At 71.7% G+C, this 22,588-nt stretch carries 26 protein-coding genes; 16 read left to right on the plus strand and 10 right to left on the minus strand.

All coding sequences use genetic code 11. The features are described from left to right. Nucleotides 1–158 precede the first annotated feature (158 nt). Nucleotides 159–1,433, plus strand: coding sequence for a diguanylate cyclase (locus AB0B33_RS28105; protein WP_360777136.1), 1,275 nt, complete (start codon nucleotides 159–161; stop codon nucleotides 1,431–1,433). On the opposite strand, the gene AB0B33_RS28110 is transcribed toward AB0B33_RS28105, so the two are convergent. Beyond that, the gene (locus tag AB0B33_RS28110) at nucleotides 1,434–2,786 is read right to left on the minus strand and encodes a TrpB-like pyridoxal phosphate-dependent enzyme (protein ID WP_360777137.1); all 1,353 of its coding nucleotides are present in this window, start codon (nucleotides 2,784–2,786) and stop codon (nucleotides 1,434–1,436) included. It abuts the gene before it with no gap. A gap of 65 nt (nucleotides 2,787–2,851) precedes the next feature. On the opposite strand from AB0B33_RS28110, the gene AB0B33_RS28115 reads away from it, so the two are divergent. The 3 genes from AB0B33_RS28115 (at nucleotide 2,852) to AB0B33_RS28125 (ending at nucleotide 4,912) form a co-directional block, all read left to right on the plus strand. Then, complete coding sequence (locus AB0B33_RS28115; RefSeq protein WP_360777139.1) at nucleotides 2,852–3,709, plus strand: arginase family protein; 858 nt, start codon at nucleotides 2,852–2,854, stop codon at nucleotides 3,707–3,709. Then, nucleotides 3,706–4,368 carry a dienelactone hydrolase family protein gene (locus AB0B33_RS28120; RefSeq protein ID WP_360777141.1) on the plus strand — a complete coding sequence of 221 codons (663 nt, stop codon included), beginning with the start codon at nucleotides 3,706–3,708 and terminating at the stop codon, nucleotides 4,366–4,368. The genes AB0B33_RS28115 and AB0B33_RS28120 overlap by 4 nt, the downstream gene beginning before the upstream one ends. Nucleotides 4,369–4,450: 82 nt before the next feature. Beyond that, a complete protein-coding gene (locus tag AB0B33_RS28125) occupies nucleotides 4,451–4,912 on the plus strand; it encodes a phage tail protein (protein WP_360777143.1) in 462 nt (153 codons plus the stop codon). 6 nt (nucleotides 4,913–4,918) lie between these two features. On the opposite strand, the gene AB0B33_RS28130 is transcribed toward AB0B33_RS28125, so the two are convergent. The 4 genes from AB0B33_RS28130 to AB0B33_RS28145 form a co-directional block, all read right to left on the minus strand. Beyond that, entirely contained in the window at nucleotides 4,919–5,446 is a 528-nt protein-coding gene (locus AB0B33_RS28130; RefSeq protein WP_360777145.1) for a hypothetical protein, read from the minus strand. A gap of 139 nt (nucleotides 5,447–5,585) precedes the next feature. After that, nucleotides 5,586–5,807: a translation initiation factor IF-1 gene (gene infA / locus AB0B33_RS28135; RefSeq protein WP_086862560.1), complete on the minus strand. Its 222-nt coding sequence runs from the start codon at nucleotides 5,805–5,807 to the stop codon at nucleotides 5,586–5,588. Beyond that, the gene (locus tag AB0B33_RS28140; protein ID WP_360777147.1) at nucleotides 5,807–6,553 is read right to left on the minus strand and encodes a GNAT family N-acetyltransferase; all 747 of its coding nucleotides are present in this window, start codon (nucleotides 6,551–6,553) and stop codon (nucleotides 5,807–5,809) included. The genes infA and AB0B33_RS28140 overlap by 1 nt, the downstream gene beginning before the upstream one ends. A gap of 181 nt (nucleotides 6,554–6,734) precedes the next feature. Continuing rightward, nucleotides 6,735–8,129: a hypothetical protein gene (locus AB0B33_RS28145; protein ID WP_360777149.1), complete on the minus strand. Its 1,395-nt coding sequence runs from the start codon at nucleotides 8,127–8,129 to the stop codon at nucleotides 6,735–6,737. A 122-nt stretch (nucleotides 8,130–8,251) separates the two neighbouring features. Here AB0B33_RS28145 and AB0B33_RS28150 point away from each other — a divergent pair, with 122 nt between their 5' ends. The 3 genes from AB0B33_RS28150 to AB0B33_RS28160 are packed head-to-tail and all read left to right on the plus strand — an operon-like array spanning nucleotide 8,252 to nucleotide 10,384. Next, a complete protein-coding gene (locus tag AB0B33_RS28150; protein ID WP_360777151.1) occupies nucleotides 8,252–8,872 on the plus strand; it encodes a glyoxalase in 621 nt (206 codons plus the stop codon). 40 nt (nucleotides 8,873–8,912) lie between these two features. Then, nucleotides 8,913–9,551, plus strand: coding sequence for a hypothetical protein (locus tag AB0B33_RS28155; protein ID WP_360777153.1), 639 nt, complete (start codon nucleotides 8,913–8,915; stop codon nucleotides 9,549–9,551). A gap of 38 nt (nucleotides 9,552–9,589) precedes the next feature. Then, nucleotides 9,590–10,384, plus strand: coding sequence for a DNA-formamidopyrimidine glycosylase family protein (locus AB0B33_RS28160; protein ID WP_360777155.1), 795 nt, complete (start codon nucleotides 9,590–9,592; stop codon nucleotides 10,382–10,384). Here AB0B33_RS28160 and AB0B33_RS28165 read toward each other — a convergent pair. Next, nucleotides 10,381–10,863: a DinB family protein gene (locus AB0B33_RS28165; protein ID WP_360777157.1), complete on the minus strand. Its 483-nt coding sequence runs from the start codon at nucleotides 10,861–10,863 to the stop codon at nucleotides 10,381–10,383. The two genes, AB0B33_RS28160 and AB0B33_RS28165, sit on opposite strands and share 4 nt — an antisense overlap. 88 nt (nucleotides 10,864–10,951) lie before the next feature. Between AB0B33_RS28165 and AB0B33_RS28170 the strand changes: the two genes are divergently transcribed. Then, a complete protein-coding gene (locus AB0B33_RS28170) occupies nucleotides 10,952–11,746 on the plus strand; it encodes a PIG-L family deacetylase (protein ID WP_247020003.1) in 795 nt (264 codons plus the stop codon). A 6-nt stretch (nucleotides 11,747–11,752) separates the two neighbouring features. On the opposite strand, the gene AB0B33_RS28175 is transcribed toward AB0B33_RS28170, so the two are convergent. Beyond that, nucleotides 11,753–12,151: a RidA family protein gene (locus AB0B33_RS28175; RefSeq protein ID WP_360777159.1), complete on the minus strand. Its 399-nt coding sequence runs from the start codon at nucleotides 12,149–12,151 to the stop codon at nucleotides 11,753–11,755. Between the two features lie 47 nt (nucleotides 12,152–12,198). Here AB0B33_RS28175 and mtnA point away from each other — a divergent pair, with 47 nt between their 5' ends. The 3 genes from mtnA (at nucleotide 12,199) to AB0B33_RS28190 (ending at nucleotide 14,672) form a co-directional block, all read left to right on the plus strand. After that, nucleotides 12,199–13,164, plus strand: coding sequence for an S-methyl-5-thioribose-1-phosphate isomerase (mtnA, locus tag AB0B33_RS28180; RefSeq protein ID WP_247019999.1), 966 nt, complete (start codon nucleotides 12,199–12,201; stop codon nucleotides 13,162–13,164). Nucleotides 13,165–13,227: 63 nt separating this feature from the next. After that, nucleotides 13,228–13,836: a TetR family transcriptional regulator gene (locus AB0B33_RS28185; RefSeq protein ID WP_360777162.1), complete on the plus strand. Its 609-nt coding sequence runs from the start codon at nucleotides 13,228–13,230 to the stop codon at nucleotides 13,834–13,836. Between the two features lie 74 nt (nucleotides 13,837–13,910). Continuing rightward, nucleotides 13,911–14,672: an alpha/beta hydrolase gene (locus tag AB0B33_RS28190; protein WP_360777164.1), complete on the plus strand. Its 762-nt coding sequence runs from the start codon at nucleotides 13,911–13,913 to the stop codon at nucleotides 14,670–14,672. A 67-nt stretch (nucleotides 14,673–14,739) separates the two neighbouring features. On the opposite strand, the gene AB0B33_RS28195 is transcribed toward AB0B33_RS28190, so the two are convergent. Together AB0B33_RS28195 and AB0B33_RS28200 are read right to left on the minus strand one after the other, a co-directional pair. After that, nucleotides 14,740–14,955 (minus strand): ferredoxin, encoded by a 216-nt coding sequence (locus AB0B33_RS28195; protein WP_360777166.1) that lies wholly within the window; start codon nucleotides 14,953–14,955, stop codon nucleotides 14,740–14,742. A 2-nt stretch (nucleotides 14,956–14,957) separates the two neighbouring features. After that, nucleotides 14,958–16,148 carry a cytochrome P450 gene (locus AB0B33_RS28200; protein WP_360777168.1) on the minus strand — a complete coding sequence of 397 codons (1,191 nt, stop codon included), beginning with the start codon at nucleotides 16,146–16,148 and terminating at the stop codon, nucleotides 14,958–14,960. Between the two features lie 175 nt (nucleotides 16,149–16,323). Between AB0B33_RS28200 and AB0B33_RS28205 the strand changes: the two genes are divergently transcribed. Genes AB0B33_RS28205 through AB0B33_RS28225 form a run of 5 tightly spaced genes read left to right on the plus strand, consistent with a single transcriptional unit; the run spans nucleotide 16,324 to nucleotide 19,786 of the window. Beyond that, nucleotides 16,324–16,833, plus strand: coding sequence for a PadR family transcriptional regulator (locus AB0B33_RS28205; protein ID WP_247019989.1), 510 nt, complete (start codon nucleotides 16,324–16,326; stop codon nucleotides 16,831–16,833). Further along, entirely contained in the window at nucleotides 16,830–18,044 is a 1,215-nt protein-coding gene (locus AB0B33_RS28210) for a cytochrome P450 (protein ID WP_360777170.1), read from the plus strand. Before AB0B33_RS28205 ends, AB0B33_RS28210 begins: the two co-directional genes overlap by 4 nt. A 4-nt stretch (nucleotides 18,045–18,048) precedes the next feature. Next, nucleotides 18,049–18,246, plus strand: coding sequence for a ferredoxin (locus tag AB0B33_RS28215; protein ID WP_360777172.1), 198 nt, complete (start codon nucleotides 18,049–18,051; stop codon nucleotides 18,244–18,246). A gap of 43 nt (nucleotides 18,247–18,289) precedes the next feature. Beyond that, nucleotides 18,290–18,853, plus strand: coding sequence for a TetR family transcriptional regulator (locus AB0B33_RS28220; RefSeq protein ID WP_360777174.1), 564 nt, complete (start codon nucleotides 18,290–18,292; stop codon nucleotides 18,851–18,853). Between the two features lie 30 nt (nucleotides 18,854–18,883). Continuing rightward, nucleotides 18,884–19,786 (plus strand): aminoglycoside phosphotransferase family protein, encoded by a 903-nt coding sequence (locus AB0B33_RS28225; RefSeq protein ID WP_360777176.1) that lies wholly within the window; start codon nucleotides 18,884–18,886, stop codon nucleotides 19,784–19,786. On the opposite strand, the gene AB0B33_RS28230 is transcribed toward AB0B33_RS28225, so the two are convergent. Further along, nucleotides 19,763–22,498, minus strand: coding sequence for an FAD-binding and (Fe-S)-binding domain-containing protein (locus AB0B33_RS28230; RefSeq protein WP_360777178.1), 2,736 nt, complete (start codon nucleotides 22,496–22,498; stop codon nucleotides 19,763–19,765). The two genes, AB0B33_RS28225 and AB0B33_RS28230, sit on opposite strands and share 24 nt — an antisense overlap. Nucleotides 22,499–22,588: the final 90 nt, after the last annotated feature.

Consider the following 22,588-nt stretch of genomic DNA (forward strand, 5'->3'; position numbering starts at 1 on the left):
CCTGACCGGCCTAGTGACACACCGCGTTCATTCGATTACAGTGACGATTTCCGCGAAGAGTTCCGTCCTGAGAAGAGGGGCGTTTCGTGGGATTGTCCGGGTCCCCAGGGCGAAAGCCCAGCTCAGAACGTCCACGATCAGGTATCCGTACGTGGGCGATGTGGAAGCTGACCACTCCGGTGTTCGGCTATGTCCTCGTCGTCGACGCGCTGGCGCTGATCGCGGTCGTCGCGACGGCCACGCTCGTGCCGATTACCGCCCAGTCGATGCTCTGGTGTGGACTGATCCTCGCGGGCGAAATCGTGCACCTCGAAGCGGCGCAACGCATCGAGCGCATCCGCGAGCTCGCCGCCGACGGCCGCCCGCACATGCACCTGCAGTCGATCTGGATCTTCGCCGGGCTGCTCCTGCTGCCCCCGCCACTGGCCACACTCGTCATCGTCGTCAGCTACGCCCATTCCTGGGTCCGCGTTTACAAACGACGCGGCGTGATTCACCGGAAAGTGTTTTCCGGGGCCACCGTCATCCTCGCTTGTTTCGCCGCGGGCGCCGTTCTCCGGGCGGGAACCGGGTACGTGGCGCCGTACGTCCCCCACCTGGACGGCTTCGGCGGGATGACGGCGCTGCTGGCGGCCGGCCTCGTGTACTTCGGGCTCAACTACGTGCTGGTCATCCTCGCGATCCTGATGAGCAACCCGGGCAAGCCGCCGCGGCAGGCGTTCGGCAACCCGTCCGACGTGCTGATCGTGCTGGCCGCGGTCGGCGTCGGCTGCGGCATCGCGCTGGTGATGACGGTCCGGCCGTGGCTGCTGCCGGTGCTCATGGTGACGCCGGTGGCGCTGCACATCGGGCTGCTGCTCCCGCAGTTCCAGGCCGCCGCGCGCACCGACTCCAAGACGGCGCTGCTGGCCCCCGAGTTCTGGGTCCAGCTGGCCCGCAACGAACTGGCCCGCGCGACCGAGCTCGCCTCGACGGCGGGCGTCCTGATGATCGACATCGACCACTTCAAGGCCATCGACGACGGCAACGGCCACCTGGCGGGCGACGAGGTCCTCCGCGCGATCGCGGCGGCGATCCAGGGCTCGGTCCGCGGCGGCGACTACGTGGGCCGCTTCGGCGGCGACGAGTTCGTGGTGCTGCTCCCGGGCGCGACGAGCGCGGAGATCGTGGCGATCGCCGACCGCATCCGGACGGCGATCGCGCGGGTCGAGGTCGCGGTCCCGGTGATCCGCCCGGGCAAGCCCGAGGTGATCGCCGGCCTGACCGCGTCGATCGGTGCGGCGGTCTACCCGGAAACGGCCGCCGAGTACACGATCCTCCTGCAGGCCGCGGACGACGCGGTGTTCGAGGCGAAGGCGGCGGGCCGCGACCGGGTGGTCCTGGCCACGGCCCGCACGGAGCTCACCCGCCCCGAAATCCCCGACGCGCGCTGACTACGGCAGGGTCGCCAGCGACGCTTCGAGCGCCGAGTCCGGGAGCTCGTTGTCCACCATCTCCCCGGCCAGGTAAGCGCCGTACGCGGGCAGGTCGAGGTGCGCGTGCCCGCACAGCGCCGTGAGGATCACCTTCTCCTCACCGGTTTCCTTGCACCGCAACGCTTCCTGGATGCACGCCGCGAGCGCGTGGGTCGGCTCGGGGGCCGGGATGATCCCCTCCGCCCGCGCGAACTGCACCCCCGCGGCGAAGCACTCCTGCTGCCCGATCGCGAGCGCTTCGATCAGACCCAGCTCGTAGATGTGCGAGATCAGCGGCGACATCCCGTGGTAGCGCAGGCCGCCCGCGTGGATCGGGTCCGGGATGAAGTCGTGGCCGAGCGTGTGCATCTTGAGCAGCGGCGTGAGCCCGGCCGTGTCGCCGAAGTCGTAGGCGTACTTCCCGCGCGTCAGCGTCGGGCACGCGGCCGGCTCGACCGCGCGGATGACCGGGTCCATCCGGCCGGCCAGCTTCTCGCGCAGGAACGGGAAGGCGAGCCCGCCGAAGTTCGAGCCGCCGCCGGTGCAGCCGACGAGCACGTCGGGGGTGTCACCGGCCAGCTCGAACTGCTTCAGCGCTTCTTCGCCGATGATCGTCTGGTGCAGCAGCACGTGGTTGAGGACGCTGCCCAGCGCGTACCGCGTGTCCGGGTCCTGCGCGGCCTGCTCGACGGCCTCGCTGATCGCGATCCCGAGGCTGCCGGTCGAGTCCGGGTGCTCGGCGAGGATGGCCTTGCCGGACTCGGTCAGCTCGGACGGGCTCGGGTGGACGGTCGCGCCGAACGTCTCTATCATCAGCTTGCGGTAGGGCTTCTGGTCGTAGGAGGCCCGGACCTGCCACACCTCGCACCGGATGCCGTACTGCGCGCAGGCGAACGCGAGCGCGCTCCCCCACTGGCCGGCGCCGGTCTCGGTGGTCAGCCGGGTGACGCCCTCCTGCGCGTTGTAGAACGCCTGCGGCACAGCGGTGTTCGGCTTGTGCGAACCGACCGGGCTGACGCCCTCGTACTTGTAGTAGATCCGCGCCGGGGTGCCGAGCGCCTTCTCCAGCCGGCGCGCGCGGAACAGCGGCGACGGCCGCCACAGCCGGTAGACCTCCCGGACCTCCTCCGGGATGTCGACATAGCGATCGGTCGTCACTTCCTGGGCGATGAGCGCCTGCGGGAAGAGCGGCGCCAGATCGGCCGGACCGACCGGCTCGCGGGTGCCGGGGTGCAGCGGCGGCGGTGGCGGTTCGGGCAGGTCGGGAACGACGTTGTACCACTGCGTCGGGAGATCTTCTTCGTCCAGGATGTACTTGGTGCGGTCGGCCATCGCGCCTCCTAGGTCGGTCTCCCAACTTAGGTCGCGACCGGCCGCGGAGCCAGTACGGTGACCGGATGGGGAACTTGGTCCTGCTCGACGCTCCGTCCAACCTGGGCCTGCGCCCGCCGGCCGAGGGCGCGGTGCCCGGCTGCTACAAGACCCCCGGCGTGCTGCGCGACCTGGGCATCCTGCGCCGCCTGGGCGCGTCGGACGGCGGGGTCGTGACGCCCGGGCGGTACGTGGGCACCTGGCAGCCGGGCGACGGCGTCCGCAACTCGGCGGCGATCGCGGCCTACACACGGGCACTCGCGGCCCGGATCGCGTCGGTGCGCGCCGGCGGTGGCTTCCCGGTCGTCCTGGGCGGCGACTGCTCGATCTCGCTGGGCGCGATGCTGGCGCTGCGCCGCTGCGGCCGCTACGGGATCGCCTACCTCGACGGCCACGACGACTTCCGCCACCTGCCCGCGGCCGAGCACGTCGGCGCGGCGGCGGGCGAGGACCTGGCGATCATGACCGGCCGCGGCGCCGACGACCTGGCCGACATCGACGGGCTCCGGCCGTACGTCCGCGACGAGGACGTCCTGGTCCTGGGCGTCCGGTCCGCCGAGTCGGCCCGGCTGGAGGCGGCGGGCATCGCGCACGTCACGTCGGAGTCGCTCATGGCCGGCACCCCGGTGCCGCCGGCCTTCCCGGACCTGGACGGGTTCTGGGTGCACGTGGACATCGACGTCCTCGACCCGGCGCACGTGTCCGCAGTGGACAGTCCCGACCCGCACGGTCTCGATCCGTCGACGGTGGTTTCGGTGCTGCGCGAGCTCTTGGCGCGCCCGGGCGCGGCGGGCTTCGAGCTGACGGTGTTCGACCCCGACCTCGACCCGGACGGTCACCAGGCCGCCCTGGTCGCCGACATCCTGGAAAGGGCGTTGCGATGACCGACCTCCCGATCTGGCACCCGCCATCCGGCCGCGGCCCGGGCCTGGTGCTGGTCCAGGAGATCTTCGGCCTGGACGACTACCTGCGCTCGGTGGCATCGGAGCTCGCGGCGGCCGGGTACGTGGTGGCGATCCCGGAACTGTTCCGGCGGTTCGCCCCGGGCTGGTCGTCGACGCACGACGAAGCGGGCGTGGCGGCATCGATGGAGGTCGCGGCGTCGTTCGACCCGGAGCTGGGCCTGGCGGACGTGCTGGAGACGATGGCCCACCTCCGTTCCCGGCCGGCGGTGACCGGCGGCGTCGGCGTACTGGGCTTTTGCCTGGGCGGTTCGCTGGCGTTCGCGGCGGCGGCCGAAGGCGACCCGGACACGGCGGTGTCGTTCTACGGCTCGACGGTGGCGTCGTCGATCGGGGACCTGCCCCGGGTGACGTGCCCGATCCAGTTCCACTTCGGCGGGAAGGACCCGTACATCCCCCGCACGGACGTGGCTGTCGTCGAGTCCGCGGTGGCCGCGCACGAGGGCGCGGAGATCCACGTGCAGGAGGAGGCCGGGCACGCGTTCCACAACCACGTGGCCCCGATGTTCCACCACCCCGAGGCGGCGGCCCGGGCGTGGGAGCTGACGACGCAGTTCTTGCGGCGCACGTTGCCGGCGTGACCGACCGCCGGACCGGGTGACGACAGCCGGCTCGCGCGTGGACTACCTTCGTCACCAGCCGCTGCCCCCGGAGGAGCCCACCATGCCCGAAGCCGTCGACTTCACCACCGTCTCGACCACCGGCCTGGAGTCGTCCCCGGTCGCGGCCGCCCTCGCCGGCCTGCGCGCGAACGAGGCCCGCTACTTCAAGAACAAGTACGACCACGTGTTCACGGTGTCCCCCGCGGGCGAGGTGCCGTCCACGGTCGAGTGGGTGCACCGGATCCTGTCGAAGGAGCGCGAGATCGTCGTCTCGTCCCCGGCCCTGGAGGCGACCGAGTTCGAGGTCGAGGGCATCCGGATGGCGTACGTGTTCTACGAGAGCGGGTTGTCGATCAACGTGATGTACACCCTCGAGGACGGCGGGAAGCGAGCGGTGGGTTTCAAGCTGTCGGAGGGGATGGAGGTGCCGGCGGAGCTCGCGGCGTTCAAGTTCGCCCGCCAGAAGTCCAAGCTGGCGGGAACGATCCGCGGATCGTACTTCGTGATCAAGAAGGAGTACTGACGGCCGTCAGCAGCGGCAAAGACCGTTGTCCCCGACGGCGATCCCGCACCCGTCGCAGTAGTCGATCTTGACGGCCGGCGCCGGGCTCGGCGCCGGCCGGGCCACCGGCTGACGACGCGGCTTGCCGCGGACCGGCTTGATCTCCTTCCGCAGTGCGGAGATCGCCGCGGCCGTGACGCCGACGTAGCCCGCCTCCTCGACCGCTTCCCGCCAATGGCGGTTGCTCGCGTTCGGGTGGGTCCGCAGCCACCGGGCGGCGAACGTGCGCCACGGCTCCTTCGCCGCGGGGGCTCGCCGCCGGTGTCCCGAGCTGCTCCGGGCCGGCCGCCCGGCCTGGTTCTTCGCCTTCGACGCTTGACTCACCTCGGCGACCGGCCGGGCCGGGCGCGCCTTCCGCCGGGAACCGCGGACCGTCCACTCCCGCTGCGGCGCCTCACCGAGGACGAACGGATCAGGCACGTCGTCGTCGGGCCCGAAGTTCGGGTTCGCGCCACGCCGTTGCGTGCTGGAGAGGTACCAGTCGTCGATGCTCACTGCGCCCGCCCTTCGCCCGTGGCCTGTGCTGGCTGGTGTCGTGCGAGTGCCCCGATCCGCTACAGGCCGGTGGTCAACTGTTATCTCCGCGGGACGGGGGTCGTCGCCGGGGCGCGGGCCCCGGCGACGACCGCAGGGACTAGTTCCGGTACCTGAACAGGATCCGCCCGCGGTTCAGGTCGTACGGGCTCAGCTCCACCAGCACCCGGTCGAACGGCAGGATCTTGATGTAGTTCTTCCGGATCTTCCCGCTGATGTGCGCGAGCACCTTGTGCCCGTTCTCCAGCTCCACGCGGAAAGTCGCGTCACGAAGGCACTCCAGCACCGTGCCCTCGACTTCGATCCCTCCCTTGCCGCCCATCAGCGCACCACCAGCTCGACGGTGCTGCCCATCCGGCGCGCCCCGAAGCCCTGGACCAACGCGATCGCCGTCGCATTGCCCTCGTCGACTTCGAACGAAACGGACTCGATTCCCCGGCGGTGCAAGGAATCCAGCACATGGGTCAGCAAGGAGCGTCCGATCCCCCGACGCTGATGATCGGCACGGACCGCGATCAACCCGATCCGGGTCTGACGCCGCACCGGGCCCAACCGGACCAAGCCTACGTAGTGCCCGGCTTCCGAAGCCACCACGTACTTCGCCAAGTCCAGGACAGCGGGACGCGGCAACACCTCGGCGGGCATGGAAGACCACCCTGCCGAAGCCTCGACCTCGGCGCGGACGACGTCGTCGAGAGAACGCAGCAGATCCTGGTCCGCCGCGGGCCCGATCGTCACCCCAGGCGGAACAGTCGCCGGGGCAGTGGCCACGACGTACTCGAACTCACGCCGCCGGGTCTTGAAACCGGCGCGCTCCCAGCAGGACTTCAACCCGTCGTCGGCCTCGTCGACCACAGTGTACAGCGGACGGGGCAACGCCGGCAGCATCGCCGACGCGAGCCGCGCGAAGTCGTCGGTGTGCCACGTGTCGATGCTCAGGAACAGGCGCCCGTCGGGGCGCCGGGACGCTTCGGCCCGGCCGACCACGCGGTCGGCAGACAGTGCGTGCCAGTGGTGTTCCGCCACCCGCGTGATGACCGCAGCGGGCTCGGAATGCGGAGAATCCATGGAAAAGCCTTTCGGGAGTGCTTACTCACAGCGCTCCCGGCGGCTCCTGCGTCAGCCGCCAGACCGTGACAACGAGGGGAGCACCCACGACGATCCAACGTTCACGGGTACCACCTCCTCGGGCAAGATCACGGTTCGACGGCAAGCTACCAAACCCCTGGCGAAGCCGTCCAACGGTTTATCACGGGTGCTCGTTCAGCCACCTCGTCGCCGTGCCGATCGGGTCGTGGCCGGCGAAGCCTTCGAGCTTCTTGGCGTGGCGGCGCAGGGACTCCGTGATCTCGGCCTCCGTGCGGCCGTGGCGGTCGGCCGCGATCTGCAGGTGGGCCGCGCTCTCCTTGACCTCCCAGGCGAGGTCGGACATCAGGTTGCCGGCCAGCGCCGCCAGTTCCTGCCACGCCGGGAACGGGCCGTCCGTCGTGTCGGAGACGCCGAGGTCGCTCGGCCGGTACCAGGCCGCGCCGCACATCGAACCCCAGTAGACGAGGTCCGCGCCCTCGTTGATCTGCTTTTCGATCTGCGGCAGCGTGTCGGTGGCGAGGAAGTGCAGCACCTCCAGGTCGACCTTGATCCCGCTGACGTCGACCGCTTCGAGCAGAGCCGGCTTCGGCATCGCGAACGACTTCGACCGCCGCGTGACGGTGTCCATGCCGTCCTTGATCTTGCCCTTGATGTCGTCCTCGCAGCCGCGGATCGTGCGCGCGAGCGTCTTCAACGCTTCCCCCGCGCTCGCGATCACCTTCTCCGGGGTGCCGCCGGCGAACTCGACCGGCTGCTTGTTCGGCTCGTCGCCCGCGTGGAGCAGCGTTTCCAGCGCCGGGAGCGCCGCGCCGACGCCGGCCAGGATCGGCTGTGCCGGGGTCGGGAACGCCGCCGCGAGGGCGAACAACGCCGTGATCGTGCCGAGGTCGGCGACGGCCGAGCCGCGGTCCTTCATGGCCGCGTGCATCTTGTCGGCGATGGCGTGGACGTCCTCGCGCGCCTTCGCCCAGATCTCCTTCTCGCCGCACAACGTCACGCCGGCCAGCAGCGCGACGGCGTACTGGCCGTGGAGCACCGTCGGCAGCGGGGTGCAGAAGTTCTGGTCGAACGCGAAGATCGTGGCGCCGCGCATGTTTTCGCCGCCGATCTTCTCCTGCAGGTAGCCGACGGTGTCGAGCGCGGCGTTGCCGACCGAGCTGACCCGGTCGGCGGCGCTCGTCAGCGACACGTACCAGGCGGCGTCGCGGACCTGATCGAGGTAGGCGTCGAAGTCCGCCGGGTCCGGGATGGACCGCCACGGGCGGAACAGGTCCCGGATCGTCGTCTCGAAGTACCCGTAGACCTGCGAACCCGCGTTCGGGCCGGAGCCGTGGTCGAGGCCGTCGGCGTACCCGGGCAGGCCGCCGCTCAGGACCTGGCCGCCCGAGGTCCGGGAAGGACGGCCCGGCGGCGTGATCTCGGCGCCGTTGGTGGCCGGCCACTGCTCGTAGTTGCCGTGGATGTTGCGCTGCCAGCCGCGCGAGGTCATGAAGAACTCGATCGCCTCGTCGATGATCCGTTCGACCGTCTCGTCCAGCTGTTCCGCGAACCCCATCGCCGTCCTCTCCGTGCCGTGCCAGGTCGGGTGGACCACGCGCGACTGGGCCGAACGGTTTAGCGCGGACCGGTCAGGAATCGAGAAGCGCCGGTCACGGGGGCGGACCTAGCGTTACCGGCATGACGAACATCGACACCATCACCCTCGAGGTGGCCGACCCCGCCGCCGCCGAACGCTTCCACACCGCCGCCTTCGGGCCGGCCCTCCCCCTGCGCTTCCGCGCCGGCCAGGAGTCGTCCACCGGCTTCCGCGGCTTCACGCTCTCCCTGGTCGTCGCCCAGCCCGCGGACGTCGATTCCCTGGTCGGCACGGCCCTCGAGGCCGGCGCGACGACGCTCAAGGCGCCCGCGAAGTCCATGTGGGGTTACGGCTCGGTCGTACAGGCCCCGGACGGGACGATCTGGAAGATCGCGACGTCGGCGAAGAAGAACACGGGCCCGGCCACCCGCGAGTTCGGCCCGGTCGTGCTCCTGCTGGGCGTCGCCGACGTGGCGGCGAGCAAGAAGTTCTACAGCGACCACGGCTTCCCGGTCGGCAAGAGCTTCGGGCGCGTGTACGTGGAGTTCGACACCGGCGAGAGCCCGGTCAAGCTGGCGCTGTACCGGCGCAAGGCGCTGGCGAAGGACGCGGGCGTCTCCCCGGAGGGAACGGGCTCGCACCGCATCGCGGTCGGGGGCGCGGCGTTCACCGACCCGGACGGCTTCGCGTGGGAGACGACCGCCGCGGCCGAGCTGTCCTGAACCGTGTAATGAGCGGAGCCGGAAACCCGACTACCTGCTCATGCCCCACGTTGCTCTGCCCGGCGAACCCGAGGCCATCCTGGTCGACCCGCAGCGGTGGGCGGCCCGGCTCCCACCCGGCGCGTGGCCGGAAGACTTCGCGCTCGACGGCCAGGTCCGGCGTGCCGACGTGTTCGCACTCGCGGATCGCTGGCGGGCGCTGGACGTTCCGACCCTGCAGTTCACGGCCGGGGTACTGGCGTGGGGCCACGGGATCCGCGGCTACGGACCCCACCGGACCAGCCGGGTCCTGGAGCAGCCGGGCGCGGCCGAACGCCTGGAAGCGGCGCTGGCCGGACTCCGGGCGGACGTCACCCCGGACGTGCTGCTCGACAGCTACGAACGGTTCGGCACCACCGCGAAGGTCCGCGGCCTCGGGGCGGCGTTCTTCACGAAGCTTCTCTACTTCGCCGGGTACCGCCGCGGCGAAGGGGGCGTCCAGCCGCTGATCCTCGACCGGGTCGTGGCGAGGCGCCTGCCCGGGGAAGCGGGCCCGGCCGGGAAGTACACCACGGCGTGGTGGAGCAGCACCTGGTCGGACTACCTGCGCTGGGCCGCCGAGCAGGCCCGGCGCCCGGAGTACGGCAACGAACCGGATCGCGTCGAGATGGCCCTGTTCACCGGTGTCTGGACGGCCTGACTTCTGCGAACCCCCGCCGCAGTCGGCAGACTGGGGCGATGCCGGAACTGCCCGAAGTGGAACTCGCCCGTCAAGTCCTCGCCGGGGCGCTCGGGCGGAAGATCCGGGAGGTCGACGACCACGACGACTGGGTCTGCCGTCCGCACACGCCCGGGGACATCCGGAGCGCGCTGCGGGGCGGCAAGCTCACCGAAGCGCACCGGCGGGGAAAAACCCTGTGGTGTGAAACCGAAAACAGCCGCGGGAAACCCGGCCCCACGCTCGGCCTGCACCTCGGGATGGCCGGGCAGCTGCGGTTCGGCGACGAGAGCGGGCCGCCCCGGCGGCGGCGTGATCGCGACGAGAAGCCCGAGTGGTTCCGGTTCGCGATCACCTTCGCCGACGGCGAACAGCTGCGGCTCTTCGACACCCGGCGGCTCAGCCGGGTGCGGCTCGATCCCGATCTCGACGCGCTCGGGCCGGACGCCGGGGAGATCTCGCGCCCGGACTTCCGGGAGCGCGTCGGGCGGGGGCGGGCGCCGCTCAAGGCCCGGCTGCTGGACCAGTCCGTCGTCGCCGGGATCGGGAACCTGCTGGCCGACGAGACCCTCTGGCAAGCCGCGCTGAGCCCGGCACGACCGGTCAACGACCTGGACGACGACGAGCTCACCGGCCTCCACAAGGCGCTGCGGAAGGCGTTGCGCGCCGCGATCAAGCACGGTGGCGTGCACACCGGCGAGATCATCGGCCACCGCCGGGCCGGCGACCACTGCCCGCGGTGCGGTGCCGAAATGGCGCACGGCACCGTCGGCGGCCGCTCGACCTGGTGGTGTTCGAAGGAACAGGCCGGCTAACGCGGCCCCAGCCCGGTGCGGCCGTCGAGCAGCTCGCGCGCCGCGTCGAGGTGGCCCGCGTGCCGCGCCGTCTCCTCGATGACGTGGAGCACCACCCCGCGCAGGTCGGTGATCTCCTCGCCGAGCGAACCCGGGTGGCGCGCCCGCGGCGGCGTCGGCAACGGCGTCGCCGCGAACACCTCGTCGGACCGGCGGCACTGCTCGCGGTAGAACGCGAAAACGGCCTCCGGACGCCGTGGCGTGGTCAGCGGCCGGTGGTCGTCCGGCCAGGGCAGGGGATCCGCCGAGCCGGTGACGATCTCCTGGAACCAGTGCCGCTCGGCGTACCCCAGGTGCTCCACCATGCCGAGCGACGTCCAGCCGGACGGCAGGACCGGCCTCGTCAGCTCCTCCTCCCCGAGCCCGTCGAGGATCGCCAGAACGCTTTCGCGCTGCGCCCGCAGGAACGCCAGCAGCGTGCTCTTCTCGTCGTCGGTCACGGGCACGGACGCTAGCGGCACCCACCGACAAAAACCGGCGCACGGCGGCGAGCGGAATTTGTCGGACCCTTTCGGTAGCGTCGCAGTCATGGCAACACTGGTCACCTTCCACGCCCACCCGGACGACGAGTGCCTCCGCACCGCGGGCGTCATGCGCAAAGCCGTCGAGGACGGGCACCGGGTCGTGCTCGTCGTCGCCACCAAGGGCGAAGTCGGCGAGGTCCCCGACGGCTTCCTCGCCGAGGGCGAAAAACTCGAGGACCGGCGGGTCCAGGAGGCGCACGCGGCCGCGGCGATCCTCGGCGTCGAACGCGTCGAGTTCCTGGGCTACCGCGACTCCGGGATGATGGGCGAACCGACGAACGACGACCCGTCGTGCTTCTGGCGTGCCGACGTCGAAAAGGCGGCCGAGCAGCTCGCGGCGATCCTGCGCGAGGAATCGGCCGACGTCCTGACGGTCTACGACGACAACGGCGATTACGGCCACCCGGACCACATCCAGGTCCACCGCGTCGGCATGCGCGCGGCCGAGCTGGCCGGCACCGGCCGCGTCTTCCAGGCGACGTTCAACCGCGAATTCATGCAACGCGGCTTCGAAGCGGCGGTCGAGCAGGGCCTGATGCCGCCGGAGGCGGCCCCGAAACCGCCGGAGAACGTCGAGTTCGGCAAACCGGAAGCGGAAATCACGGCGGCGGTCGACGTGGCGAAGTACTCGTCGGTCAAGCGGGCGGCGATGCGGGCGCACCCCAGTCAGATCAGCGAGGAGATGTTCATGCTGGCGATGCCGGACGACGCCTTCGCGTTCGCCTTCGGCACGGAGTGGTTCATCCGGTGGGGGCAGGGGCCGGGGATCACGGAAACGGACCTGATGGCCGGACTCTGACCACTTTCACGCGAGCGCGGCCGTCACGTCCAGTTCCACCAGCTGGCCCGGGAACCCCAGCTGGGCGACACCCAGCAAGGTGCTCGCCGAGCTGAACGCCTCGCCGATCGAGGACGCCGTCAGCCGCGCCCACACCGCCGAGAGCGTCTCGCGGTCGGTGGTCACCACGTAGATCACCGTGCGGACCACGTCGGCCGGTCCGGCGCCGGCGAACGCCAGCGCGGCCGCCGTGTTGGCGGCCACCTGGTCGGTCTGGGCGAGCACGCCGCCCTCGACCACCGAGCCGTCGGCGGTGAGCGGGCACTGGCCGGCCAGGTGGACCGTGCGCGTCGCCGTGGTCACCGTCACGTGGTGGTAGCCCGGCGGCGTGTGCAGGCCGGGCGGGTTCTGCCGTTCAATGGTCACCACCGCATCTTCACCAGTGCGGCAACCGGATTTCGCGGGAGGGTCTCGTGCGCAGGACGATCGACTGGGCCGACGGCGCCGTCGTCATCATCGACCAGACGGCGCTGCCCGGGGACTACCGGCTGCTCGAGCTGCGGACGGTCGGTGAACTCGTCGACGCCGTCAAGCGGCTCGCCGTCCGCGGGGCGCCCGCGCTCGGCGCCGCCGGGGCACTCGGGGTCGCGCTGGCCGCCCGGCTGGGTGGTGACGTCGAGGCGGACGCCGAGCTGATCGCGCACGCGCGCCCGACCGCGGTCAACCTCGCCTGGGGCGTCCGGCGGGCGCTCGCCAAGCTCGACCAGGGCGCGGACGCCGTCCTCGCCGAGGCGCTGGCCCTGCTGACCGAGGACGAAGAGCTCAACAAGACGGCTTCCGCGCACGCCGCCGAGATCGTGCTCGCGGAGTGCCCGCGCCGGCCGTTGCGGCTGCTGAGCCACTGCAACGCGGGGCGCCTCGCGACCGTCGGCTGGGGCAGCGCGCTCGGCGTCGTCTGGCACCTGCACGAACGCGGGCTCGTCGAAGAGGTCCTGGTCGACGAGACGCGTCCGCTGCTCCAAGGCGCCCGGCTGACGGCGTGGGAGCTGGCGCAGGCCGGCGTCCCCCACCGCGTCCAGCCCGACTCGGCGGCCGCGGCCGCCATGGCGCGCGGGATGGTCGACTGCGTACTGGTCGGCGCCGACCGGATCGCGACGAACGGCGACGTCGCCAACAAGATCGGCACCTACGGCCTGGCGATCGCCGCCCGGCACCACGGCGTCCCGTTCGTCGTGGTCGCGCCTTCGTCCACTGTGGACGAGCAGCTGGCGGACGGCGCGGGCATCGCGATCGAAGAACGCGATGCCCGCGAACTCACCGAATACGCCGGAACCCCGGTCACGCCACCGGGCACCGAGGTGTTCAACCCCGCCTTCGACGTCACCCCGTTCGACCTGATCACGGCCGTGGTGACCGAGCGGGGGCGCCTGGCACCCTAGGTCGCGTCCCGGCGGACCGTGGCACACTTCGTCGATCACGACGTCAGTCAGGGAGCACGACGCATGACCGAGCGGCCGACCAGGCGAACGCAGGAGCAACGACGCGCCGAGACCGAGCGGCGCGTGCTGGACGCGGCGATGGCGCTCATCGCGCGCAGCGGGTCCCGCGCCGTCACGCTCGCCGAGGTCGGGGAAGCCGCCGGCTACAGCCGCGGCATCGTCTACCACCACTTCGGCAGCCGGGAACGGCTGCTGGAAGCCTTGCTCGACGAGACGCAGCGGTTCGACGTCCCCGACTACCGGGGGGACGGCCTGGACCACTTGGCGCGGATCGTCGAGGCGTACCTGCGCAACGTCGTGCGGCGGACGCCGTCGGCGCGCGCGTTCCTGCAGCTGTGGGGCGAGGCGATCGCGGCCGACCCCGTGCTGGCCCCGCTGTTCGCCCGCCGGGACAGCGACTTCCGGCAGCTCCTGGCGGACGTGGTCCGCCAGGGCGTCGCCGACGGGTCCGTCCGGCCCGACGCGAACCCGGCTGCCGCCGCCGTACTGGTCGTCGCGCTGGTCCGCGGGACCGGGCTGCAGCTCATCGCCCGGCCCCCGGTGCGCAACGTCCCCGCTCTCATCCGGGAGGCGACGCGCTCGGTACGCGCGGCCTTCGCCGTCGCGCCGTAACTTCCAGCCGCGCTCGCCCCACCGGCCGCTGCTACACTTACTTGCAGACATGCACGCAAGTGAGGAGTGGAGAGATGACTGTTCCCCTGGTGCTCGTGCACGGAAATCCGGAGAACTCCGGCGTGTGGGGACCGCTGATCGCCGCACTCGGCCGGGACGACGCGGTGACACTGTCCCCGCCCGGCTTCGGGGTGCCCGCGCCGGACGGCTTCTCCGCCACCGTCGAGGGCTACCGCGAATGGCTGGCCGCCCGGCTGGAGCAGTTCCGGGAGCCCGTCGATCTCGTCGGCCACGATTGGGGCGGCGCGCACGTCGCCGGAATCGCGATGACCCGGCCGGACCTGATCCGCAGCTGGGCATCGGACGCGCTCGGCCTCTTCGACCCGGGCTACGTCTGGCACCCGCGGGCCCAGGTGTGGCAGCAGGAAGGAGCCGGCGAGACCTCGGTGAAAGAGATCTTCGGAGGCACGTTCGAGCAGCGGCTGGCGGTCGTCACCGCGCTCGGGATGACCGGCCCGTACGCGGAACGCGTGGCCGCCGGGATGGACGACGGCATGGGGCGGGCGGTGCTCTCGCTCCTGCGGTCGGCCGCCCAGCCGGTGATGGCCGACGCGGGGCGCGGCCTACCGAAGGCGCGGCAGCGGCCCGGCCTGGCCTTGATCGCCCTCGAGGACGTCGACCAGGCCAGCGGAACGCCCGCGCAGCACCGGGCCGCGGGCGAGGCCGCCGGCGCCGAGATCGCCGAACTCCCCGGCACCGGGCACTGGTGGCCGGTGACCGACCCGCACCCGGTGGCGCGCGCCCTGGCCGCGTTCTGGTCCCGGTTGGCGGGTTAGGCCGGCGAGTGCCGCGAGGTCTCCGCCGGGTCGTCGAGCCACCCACCGGAGACCTCGCCGGCCGGCCCTAGGGCCGCGGGCCGATCTCGCGGCCGCCGTCGGTCACCGTGATGGCCATCGCCGGGCATGAGTCCGCCGCGTCGAGCACCGTTTCGTCGCCGTCGACCGACGACGTCAGCGTGTGCGCGACAGCCCCTTCGAGCGCGAACACCTCCGGCATCAGGGCGGCGCACATGCCCGACCCGATGCAGGTCTGTTCGTCGATCTGCACGTCCCAGCTCATCGTCACCATCCGATCGGCATCGACCGCGGTCCGCGGACGAGCATCTGCGTCTTCCACACGATATCGCCGGCCAGGTGCAGGCCCGGCATCTCGGTGACCAACGCGCGCAGCGCCTCCTGCAGTTCGAGCCGCGCGAGGGGCGCGCCGAGGCAGTGGTGGACGCCGTGACCGAAGCCGAGGTGGTGGTTGTCCCCGCGGTCGAAGCGCAGTTCCTCGGCGTCTTCGAACTGCAGGCCGTCGCGGTTGGCCGCGCCGACCGCGACCAGCACCGGCTCGCCGGCGCGCACGAGCACCCCGCCGACCTCGACGTCTTCGGTGGCGTAACGGGCGAAGCCGGCGCCCGCGCCGAGCGGGACGAACCGCAGCAGCTCCTCGACGGCGGCCGGGATCAGGTCCGGCTCGGCGACCAGCCGCTCCCAGTGCTCGTGCTGGTCCTGCAGCGCGTAGACGAAGTTGGGGATCTGGCTCGCGGTCGTCTCGTGCCCGGCGACGAGGATGCCGACGCAGAGGTCGACGAGCTCCAGCTCGGTCAGCCGGTCGCGGACGTCGCGGGCCTCGATGAGCGCGGTCATCAGGTCGTCCTGCGGCGCCGCGCGGTGCTCGGCGATCAGGCCACGCATGTAGTCGCGCAGCTCTTCGCGGTTGCGCTCGAACTCCTCGGGCGTGAGCCCGCTGGTGGACAGCGCGGCGTCGCTCCACACGCGGAACTTCGGCCGGTCGGCGACCGGGACGCCGAGCAGCTCGCAGATCACCGCGACCGGGATGGGCAGCGCGTAGGCGTCGACGAGGTCGGCGGGCGCACCGGCCGCCTTCATGTCCGCGATCAGCTCCGAAGCCAGCGAAGCGACGCGCGGCCGCAGCAGTTCGACGCGGCGCATGGTGAACGCCTTCGCGACCAGCGTCCGCAGCCGCGTGTGGTCCGGCGGGTCCATCTGCAGGATCCCGCCGTCCCGCTGCACCGGCATGCGCCGCGGCGCGTCCTTCTCCTTCTCCATCGCGCGCGAAAACCGCCGGTCGCCCAGCACGAGCCGGGCGTCGGCGTACCGGGTGGCCAGCCACGCCGGCTCCCCGTAGGTCATCTTCACCCGGACCATGCCTTCGCCTGCCCGAGCGGCCGCGTAGGCCTCGTTGAGGTCGAGGCCCGCCTCCTCGTTGAAGGGGTACGAGAGCGGCTCGGTGTGGGTGACTGTCATGCGGAACCCCCGTGCTCCAGGTTTGTAAGCAGCTGCTTACAACGCTACACAGGACAAGGGCTCACGTCGAGCGCCGATCCGGGTACGAACAGTCACCACGGCAACGGAAAGTTTCCGCCCACCTGTCACCGTGAGCCATTGCCGGGTCACCAAGGACTAGGTTACGGTGACCTAGGTGTGGATCGAGATCCTCCTGCTGTCGAAGCTGGCCCGCGAACCGATGCACGGCTATGAACTGCGCAAAGCCGTGGAGTCCTCGACCGGGCACACCTTGTCGAACAACTCGCTGTACCCCACGCTTCGGCGCTTCGTCGACGCGGGCGCCGTGAGCCGCAGTGCCGAGGAGCAGGAGGCCAAGCCGCCGCGGCACGTCTACACCGTCACCGATGTCGGGCGGGAGCTGCTGCACGACATGCTGGCGGACTTCCCGCCCGAGCTGGCGCTCAGCCAGGAGGAATTCCTGGCGCGCGTCGGCAACTTCGGGTGGCTGCGCCCGGAAGAACGGGCGCGGGTGCTCGAAGTCCGGGAACGGGCGCTGACCGCCGAGCACCGGCGGCTGACCGAGCTCGCCGCCGGGCAGGCCGATCCGTGGAGCCGGGCCGCGCTGCGGCACGTGCTCGGGCGGTTCGACGCCGAACTCCGCTGGCTTTCCGACCTGAACCGCGACCCCAGGAGCGACGCATGACCACCACCGAACAGACGCCTCGGCTCCCCTTCTCCCGCGGCAACGCGCTCGAGATCGCGCCGGACTACGAAGCGTTGCGACGGCAGGCGCCGGTGAGCCGCGTGCTCACCCCGGCGGGTGATCCGGCGTGGCTCATCACCTCGTACGAGGAGGCCAAGGAAGTCTTCCGCGACAAACGCTTCGGGCGGTCGCACCCGGCGCCGGAGCAGGCGTCGCGGATCTCCTACGCCGCCGTGCAGGACGGCCCGAGCGGGGACTTCGAAAGCGAGGAGCGCGAGCACAAGCGGATGCGCCGGATGCTCGCGCCCGCCTTTTCCGCGCCGCGCATGCGTGCCCTCGGCGACCGGATCGCCGAGCTGACCGACCGCTGCCTCGACGACCTGCAGGCCGCGCGCGACGCCGATCCCGGCGCGCCGGTCGACCTCACCGACTTCCTCGCGTTCCCCTTGCCCGTGCTGGTGATCTGCGAGCTGCTCGGCGTCCCCTACGAGGACCGCGAGAAGTTCCGCGGCCTGTCCGAGCGGATCGCCATGATGGACGGCGGCGAAGACGCCCAGGCCGCGATGACCGAGTTCAAGGCCTACATGACGGAACTGGCCGAGGCCAAGCGCGCGGACCCGCAGCCCGACGTCATCTCCGACATGGTCGCCGTGCAGGCCGACGACCCGACGTTCACCGACGACGACCTCGCGCGGATGGGAGCCGGGCTGCTGTTCGCCGGCCACGAGACGACGTCGACGCGGATCGCGATGGGCACGCTGTTCCTGCTCACCGACACCGCCCGCCGCGACCGGTTCGCCGCCGACCCCGAGGGCCAGGTGGCGCAGACCGTCGAGGAGATCCTGCGGCTCACCGCCACCAGCGGCACCGGCCTGCTGCGCTACGCGCACGAGGACGTCGAGGTCGCGGGCACCCGGATCACCCGCGGCGACGCCGTCCTCATCTCCAGCGACGCGGCCAACCGCGACGAGGCCGTGTTCGCCGACCCCGACGAGTTCGACCCGGACCGGACGCCGAACGTGCACCTCGCCTTCGGCACCGGCGCCCACGTCTGCATCGGCGCCAACCTGGCCCGCACCGAGCTGCGCACGGTGTTCCCGAAGCTGTTCCGGCGCTTCCCGGGCCTGCGGCTCGCGGTCGGGATCGACGACATCCCGGTCCGCACCAACCGCGTCGCCGGCGGCGTCGACCGCGTCCCCGTGGAGTGGTGAGCCGATGAAGATCACCGCCGACACCGCCAGCTGTGTCGCTTCCGGGCAGTGCGTGCTGCTCGCGCCGGGCACGTTCGACCAGGACGAGGAGACGGGCACGGTCGTCCTCCTCACCGGGGAACCGGCGGCGGGCGAGGAGGAGGCGGTCCGCCAGGCCGAGCTGACCTGCCCGGCCGCCGCGATCCGCCTCACCGGCTCGTAAGGGCGGGCGCACGCGCGTCCGGTTTGCCGGTTAGCCTGCACCGGTGAGCGAACAGCCCGGCCGGAAGCGGGACGCGGCCGCGACGCGGCTGGCGCTGCTGGACGCCGCCGCGAAGCTGTTCGCCGAGCGCGGGTTCGACCGGACGACCGTGCGGGACATCGCCAAGCAGGCCGGGGTCAACCAGTCGCTGCTCTTCCGGTACTTCGGCAGCAAGGAAGCGCTGTTCGAGGCGGTCATCGCGCGCAACGGGCGCGAACAGCTGGCCGCCACGCCGCCCGAGCGGCTCTTCAGCGCTTCCTTGCTCAGCATGCTGGCGCCGGAGGGCGCGCGGAACCGGACGCTGGAAACGTACTTGCGCTCGTCGGGCAGCGACGGCGTCGCGGCCGCGATCCGGCAGGAGATCGGCGAGGAGTACGCCCGCGTGCTGGCCACGCTGACCGACGCGCCGGACGCCGAGCTGCGCGCCGACCTCGCGCTCGCCTGGCTGATGGGCATCGCGCTGGTCCGCGAGATCTCCGGCAAGGAGCCGCTGGCCAGCGCCGACCCCGAGGAGGTCTGCCGCCTCGTGCTCACCGCGACGCGCACGCTGCTGGAGCGCAGCGAATAACCGCTGGACACCCGCCCTACCGTCGGGATCATGGTGCCCTTCCCGCCCGCGACGACCGAGGCCGGGTTCGCGGCGCTCACCCGCGCCGGCCTGCTGCCCGCGGTCACCGGCCTGCTGGGCCGCGACGACGTCGTGCCGTTCACCGAGGGCTCGCTGCCGGTCTACGCCGTCGGCGACGACCTGGTCCTCAAGCTGTACCCGCCGCTGTACCGCGACGAGCTCACCACCGAACGCACGTCGCTCGAAGTGCTGCACGGCCGTTTGCCGACGCCGGCGCTGAAGGACGCGGGCGAGCACGACGGCTGGGGCTGGCTGCTGATGGAACGCCTGCCCGGACAGACGCTCAAGCAAGCCTGGCCCGCACTGTCCACTGAGGACAGGCGGCGGCTGATGCCCGAACTGGGCGAGCTGCTGGCCACGCTGCACGCGCTCGACGACCCGCGACTGGCCGCGCTCCCGCCGGCCGGCTGGACCGCGTTCGTCGCCGGACAACGCGAAAAGGCCGTCGCCCACCACCGCCGGACCGGGCTGGACGAGACGTGGGTGGCGCAGGTCCCGGCGTTCCTCGACGCCGTCGACCTCGGGACGCCGCCGGTCGTGCCGCTGCACACGGAGTTCATGCGCGACCACGTCATGCTCGACGGTGGCCGCATCACCGGCCTGTTCGACTTCGAACCCGCGATGCGCGGCGCCGCGGAGTACGACTTCGTGGCGGTGGGCCTGTTCGTGACGAGCGGCGACGGCGACCTCCTGCACCGGTTCCTCGACGGCTACGGTCAGCAGGTCGATCCCCGCCGTTGCCTGGCGTACGCGCTGCTGCACGTCTACAGCAACTTCCCTTGGTACTTCAGGGAAATGCCCGCACCCCCGGCACCTACGCTGAACGCACTGGCGACGACCTGGTGGGGCTCAGGGCAAGGCGCGCCGCAGTAGCTCGGCCAGGTGGACCGGACGGCGGCCCGACTCCTGCTCGATCTGCGTCCGGCAGCTGAAGCCGTCCGACACCACCACCGTCTCCGGGGAAGCCGCGCGGATGGCGGGCAACATCCGGTCCTCCGCCACCGCTTTGGACACGTCGTAGTGGCCGCGCTCGAAGCCGAAGTTGCCCGCCAGGCCGCAGCACCCCGAGTCCAGTGTCGTGTTGCGGACGCCCGCCGCCGCGAGGGCCGACTCGTCGGGGCCGAAGCCCAGTACCGCGTGCTGGTGGCAGTGCACCTGCGTGATCGCGTCCACGTCCAGCGCCGCGAACGGGATCGGCGCCCGCTCCAGCAGCTCCGCGAAGGTGAACGTGCGGGACGCCAGCAAGGAGGCCCGCTCGTCACCCGGCATGAGCGCCGGGAGGTCGCCGCGGAACAGCGCCGTGCAGCTCGGTTCCAGGCCGGCCACCTCGTAGCCGTCCGCCAGGTAGGGCGCGAGCACGTCCAGGGTCCGGTCCAGCACGCGCCGGGCGACGCCGAGCTGGCCCGTCGACACCCACGTCAGTCCACAACAGACTCCGCGGTCGGGGAGCACGACGTCGTAGCCCGCCGCGGTGAGCACCTCGTACGCGGCGTCGAGCACCGACGGCGTCAGGTAGTTGTTGAACGAGTCCGGCCACAGCACCACCCGGCGCTCGCCCGAGGCGCGGCGGCGCAGATCGGCCCGCGACCGGGTGAACGGCGAAGGCGCGAACGACGGCAGATCGCGTTCCGCCGCGATCCCGCCGAGCCGTTTCACCAGGCCCGCCAAGCGGGAGCGCCCGACGAAGTTGGCCAGCCGCGGTGCCCGCGCGCTGAGCCGCAGCCACATCGGGAGCCAGCCCATCGAGTAGTGCGACGCCGGGCGCAGCCGCCGCCGGTAGTGCTGGTGCAGGAACTCCGCCTTGTACGTCGCCATGTCGACGTCGACCGGGCAGTCCGACAGGCATCCCTTGCAGGACAGGCACAAATCGAGGGCATCGTGCACTTCGGACGATCGCCAGCCGTCCTTGATCACTTCGCCGTTGATCATCTCGGCGAGCAGGTGCGCGCGCCCGCGCGTCGAGTGCTGCTCCTCGCGGGTGGCCCGGTAGCTCGGGCACATCACGCCGCCACCGCTGGTGTTGCGGCACTTCCCGACGCCGACGCAGCGCCGCATCGCCTGCCCGAAACTCCCCCGGTCCTCGGGGTAGCCGAGGAACACGGCGTCCTCGATGGCCGGTGCCGCCGAGCGCACGCGCAGGTCCGCGTCGATCGCCCGGGGCGCCACCAGGATACCGGGGTTCATCCGCCCGGCCGGGTCGAAGATTCCCTTGAACCGCGCGAAGACGTCCATCATCTCGGGGCTGTACATCCGGGACAGCAGCTCCGACCGCGCCTGGCCGTCGCCGTGCTCACCGGACAGCGAACCGCCGTGCGCCGCGACGAGGTCCGCGGCCTCTTCCAGGAACCGCCGGAAGTCCGCCACGCCGGAAGCCGAGAGCAGGTCGAAGTCGAGCCGCAGGTGCAAGCAGCCTTCGCCGTAGTGGCCGTACACGACGCTGCGACGCCCGTGCGCCCGCATGAGCTCCTTGAACTCGCGCAGGTACGCGCCGAGCCGCTCGGGCGGGACGGCGGCGTCCTCCCAGCCCGGCCACGCTTCCGAACCGTCGGCGAGCCGCGTCGCGAGCCCGGCGCCCTCCTCGCGGATCCGCCACAGCCCCCGCTGCGCGGCCGGGTCGTCCACGATCGCGAAGCCCGTCAGATCGAGGGACGCCGCCAAGGCTCGTGCCCGCGAAGCCGGGTCGTCCCCGGCCAGCTCGACGAACAGCCACGCCCCACCCGGCGGCAGGTCGGCGGCGCGGCCCGGCAGCATCGCGACCAGCTCGGCGTCCACGCCTTCGACGGTCAGCGGCGACCACGGCAGGATCGCCGGCACCGCGTCAGCCGCCGCGATGTCGGACGGGAAACCCAGCACCGCCAGCACTTTCCGGTCCGGGAGCTCGGCGAGGGACACGGTCGCTTCGAGGATCGTCACGCACGTGCCCTCGCTCCCGACGAGCGCCTTGGCGACGTCGAAGCCGTTCTCCGGCAACAGGTGTTCGAGCCCGTAGCCGGAAACGCGGCGCGGCCACGTCGAGAGTTCCTTGCGCAGCAACGCCAGGTTGTCGCGCACCAAAGCCCGCAGCTCGTCGAAGATCCGGCCTTCGGTGGGCTCGTCCGGCCCGACCCGCAGCCGCGTGCCGTCGTAGAGCAGCACCTCCAGCGAGCGGACGACGTCGACCGTGCGCCCCCACGCCACCGAGTGCGAACCGCACGCGTTGTTGCCGATCATCCCACCGATCGTGCAGCGGCTGTGCGTCGACGGGTCCGGCCCGAACCGCAGCCCGTGCGGCGCCGCGACCGCCTGCAGGTCGTCGAGCACGGTCCCGGGCAGCACCCGCGCGAGCCGGGTGTCCGGGTCCAGCGAGAGCACCCCGCCGAGGTGGCGGGACGCGTCGATGACCAGCCCGGGCCCGCACGCGTTCCCGGCGACGCTCGTGCCGCCGCCGCGCGCGATCACCGGCAGGTCCCGGGCGCGGGCTTCGGCGACCGCGGCGACGACGTCGTCGACGGACTCCGGCAGGACCACGCCGCGCGGCACGTGGCGGTAGTTGGACGCGTCGGTCGTGTAGAGCGCGAGCGTGGCGGCGTCGGTGAGGATCTCCACACCCCCATTCAAGTCGACCGGGCGCCCGCGTACCTCTCCAGCGGGGTATGTCGGGAGCCACACCGGGTGCGACGGCTGTGAGATCCTCCG

Origin of the sequence: Amycolatopsis sp. NPDC049159 (genome assembly GCF_040648295.1) — a bacterium.
In the GTDB taxonomy this organism is placed as follows: Bacteria; Actinomycetota; Actinomycetes; order Mycobacteriales; family Pseudonocardiaceae; genus Amycolatopsis; species Amycolatopsis pretoriensis_A.

Coding starts and splice junctions, on each gene's coding strand:
- AB0B33_RS28105 (WP_360777136.1), top strand. CDS start 159: ATGTGGAAGCTGACCACTCCGGTGTTCGGCTATGTCCTCGTCGTCGAC.
- AB0B33_RS28110 (WP_360777137.1), bottom strand. CDS start 2,786: ATGGCCGACCGCACCAAGTACATCCTGGACGAAGAAGATCTCCCGACG.
- AB0B33_RS28115 (WP_360777139.1), top strand. CDS start 2,852: ATGGGGAACTTGGTCCTGCTCGACGCTCCGTCCAACCTGGGCCTGCGC.
- AB0B33_RS28120 (WP_360777141.1), top strand. CDS start 3,706: ATGACCGACCTCCCGATCTGGCACCCGCCATCCGGCCGCGGCCCGGGC.
- AB0B33_RS28125 (WP_360777143.1), top strand. CDS start 4,451: ATGCCCGAAGCCGTCGACTTCACCACCGTCTCGACCACCGGCCTGGAG.
- infA (WP_086862560.1), bottom strand. CDS start 5,807: ATGGGCGGCAAGGGAGGGATCGAAGTCGAGGGCACGGTGCTGGAGTGC.
- AB0B33_RS28140 (WP_360777147.1), bottom strand. CDS start 6,553: ATGGATTCTCCGCATTCCGAGCCCGCTGCGGTCATCACGCGGGTGGCG.
- AB0B33_RS28145 (WP_360777149.1), bottom strand. CDS start 8,129: ATGGGGTTCGCGGAACAGCTGGACGAGACGGTCGAACGGATCATCGAC.
- AB0B33_RS28150 (WP_360777151.1), top strand. CDS start 8,252: ATGACGAACATCGACACCATCACCCTCGAGGTGGCCGACCCCGCCGCC.
- AB0B33_RS28155 (WP_360777153.1), top strand. CDS start 8,913: ATGCCCCACGTTGCTCTGCCCGGCGAACCCGAGGCCATCCTGGTCGAC.
- AB0B33_RS28160 (WP_360777155.1), top strand. CDS start 9,590: ATGCCGGAACTGCCCGAAGTGGAACTCGCCCGTCAAGTCCTCGCCGGG.
- AB0B33_RS28170 (WP_247020003.1), top strand. CDS start 10,952: ATGGCAACACTGGTCACCTTCCACGCCCACCCGGACGACGAGTGCCTC.
- AB0B33_RS28185 (WP_360777162.1), top strand. CDS start 13,228: ATGACCGAGCGGCCGACCAGGCGAACGCAGGAGCAACGACGCGCCGAG.
- AB0B33_RS28190 (WP_360777164.1), top strand. CDS start 13,911: ATGACTGTTCCCCTGGTGCTCGTGCACGGAAATCCGGAGAACTCCGGC.
- AB0B33_RS28195 (WP_360777166.1), bottom strand. CDS start 14,955: ATGAGCTGGGACGTGCAGATCGACGAACAGACCTGCATCGGGTCGGGC.
- AB0B33_RS28200 (WP_360777168.1), bottom strand. CDS start 16,148: ATGACAGTCACCCACACCGAGCCGCTCTCGTACCCCTTCAACGAGGAG.
- AB0B33_RS28210 (WP_360777170.1), top strand. CDS start 16,830: ATGACCACCACCGAACAGACGCCTCGGCTCCCCTTCTCCCGCGGCAAC.
- AB0B33_RS28215 (WP_360777172.1), top strand. CDS start 18,049: ATGAAGATCACCGCCGACACCGCCAGCTGTGTCGCTTCCGGGCAGTGC.
- AB0B33_RS28225 (WP_360777176.1), top strand. CDS start 18,884: ATGGTGCCCTTCCCGCCCGCGACGACCGAGGCCGGGTTCGCGGCGCTC.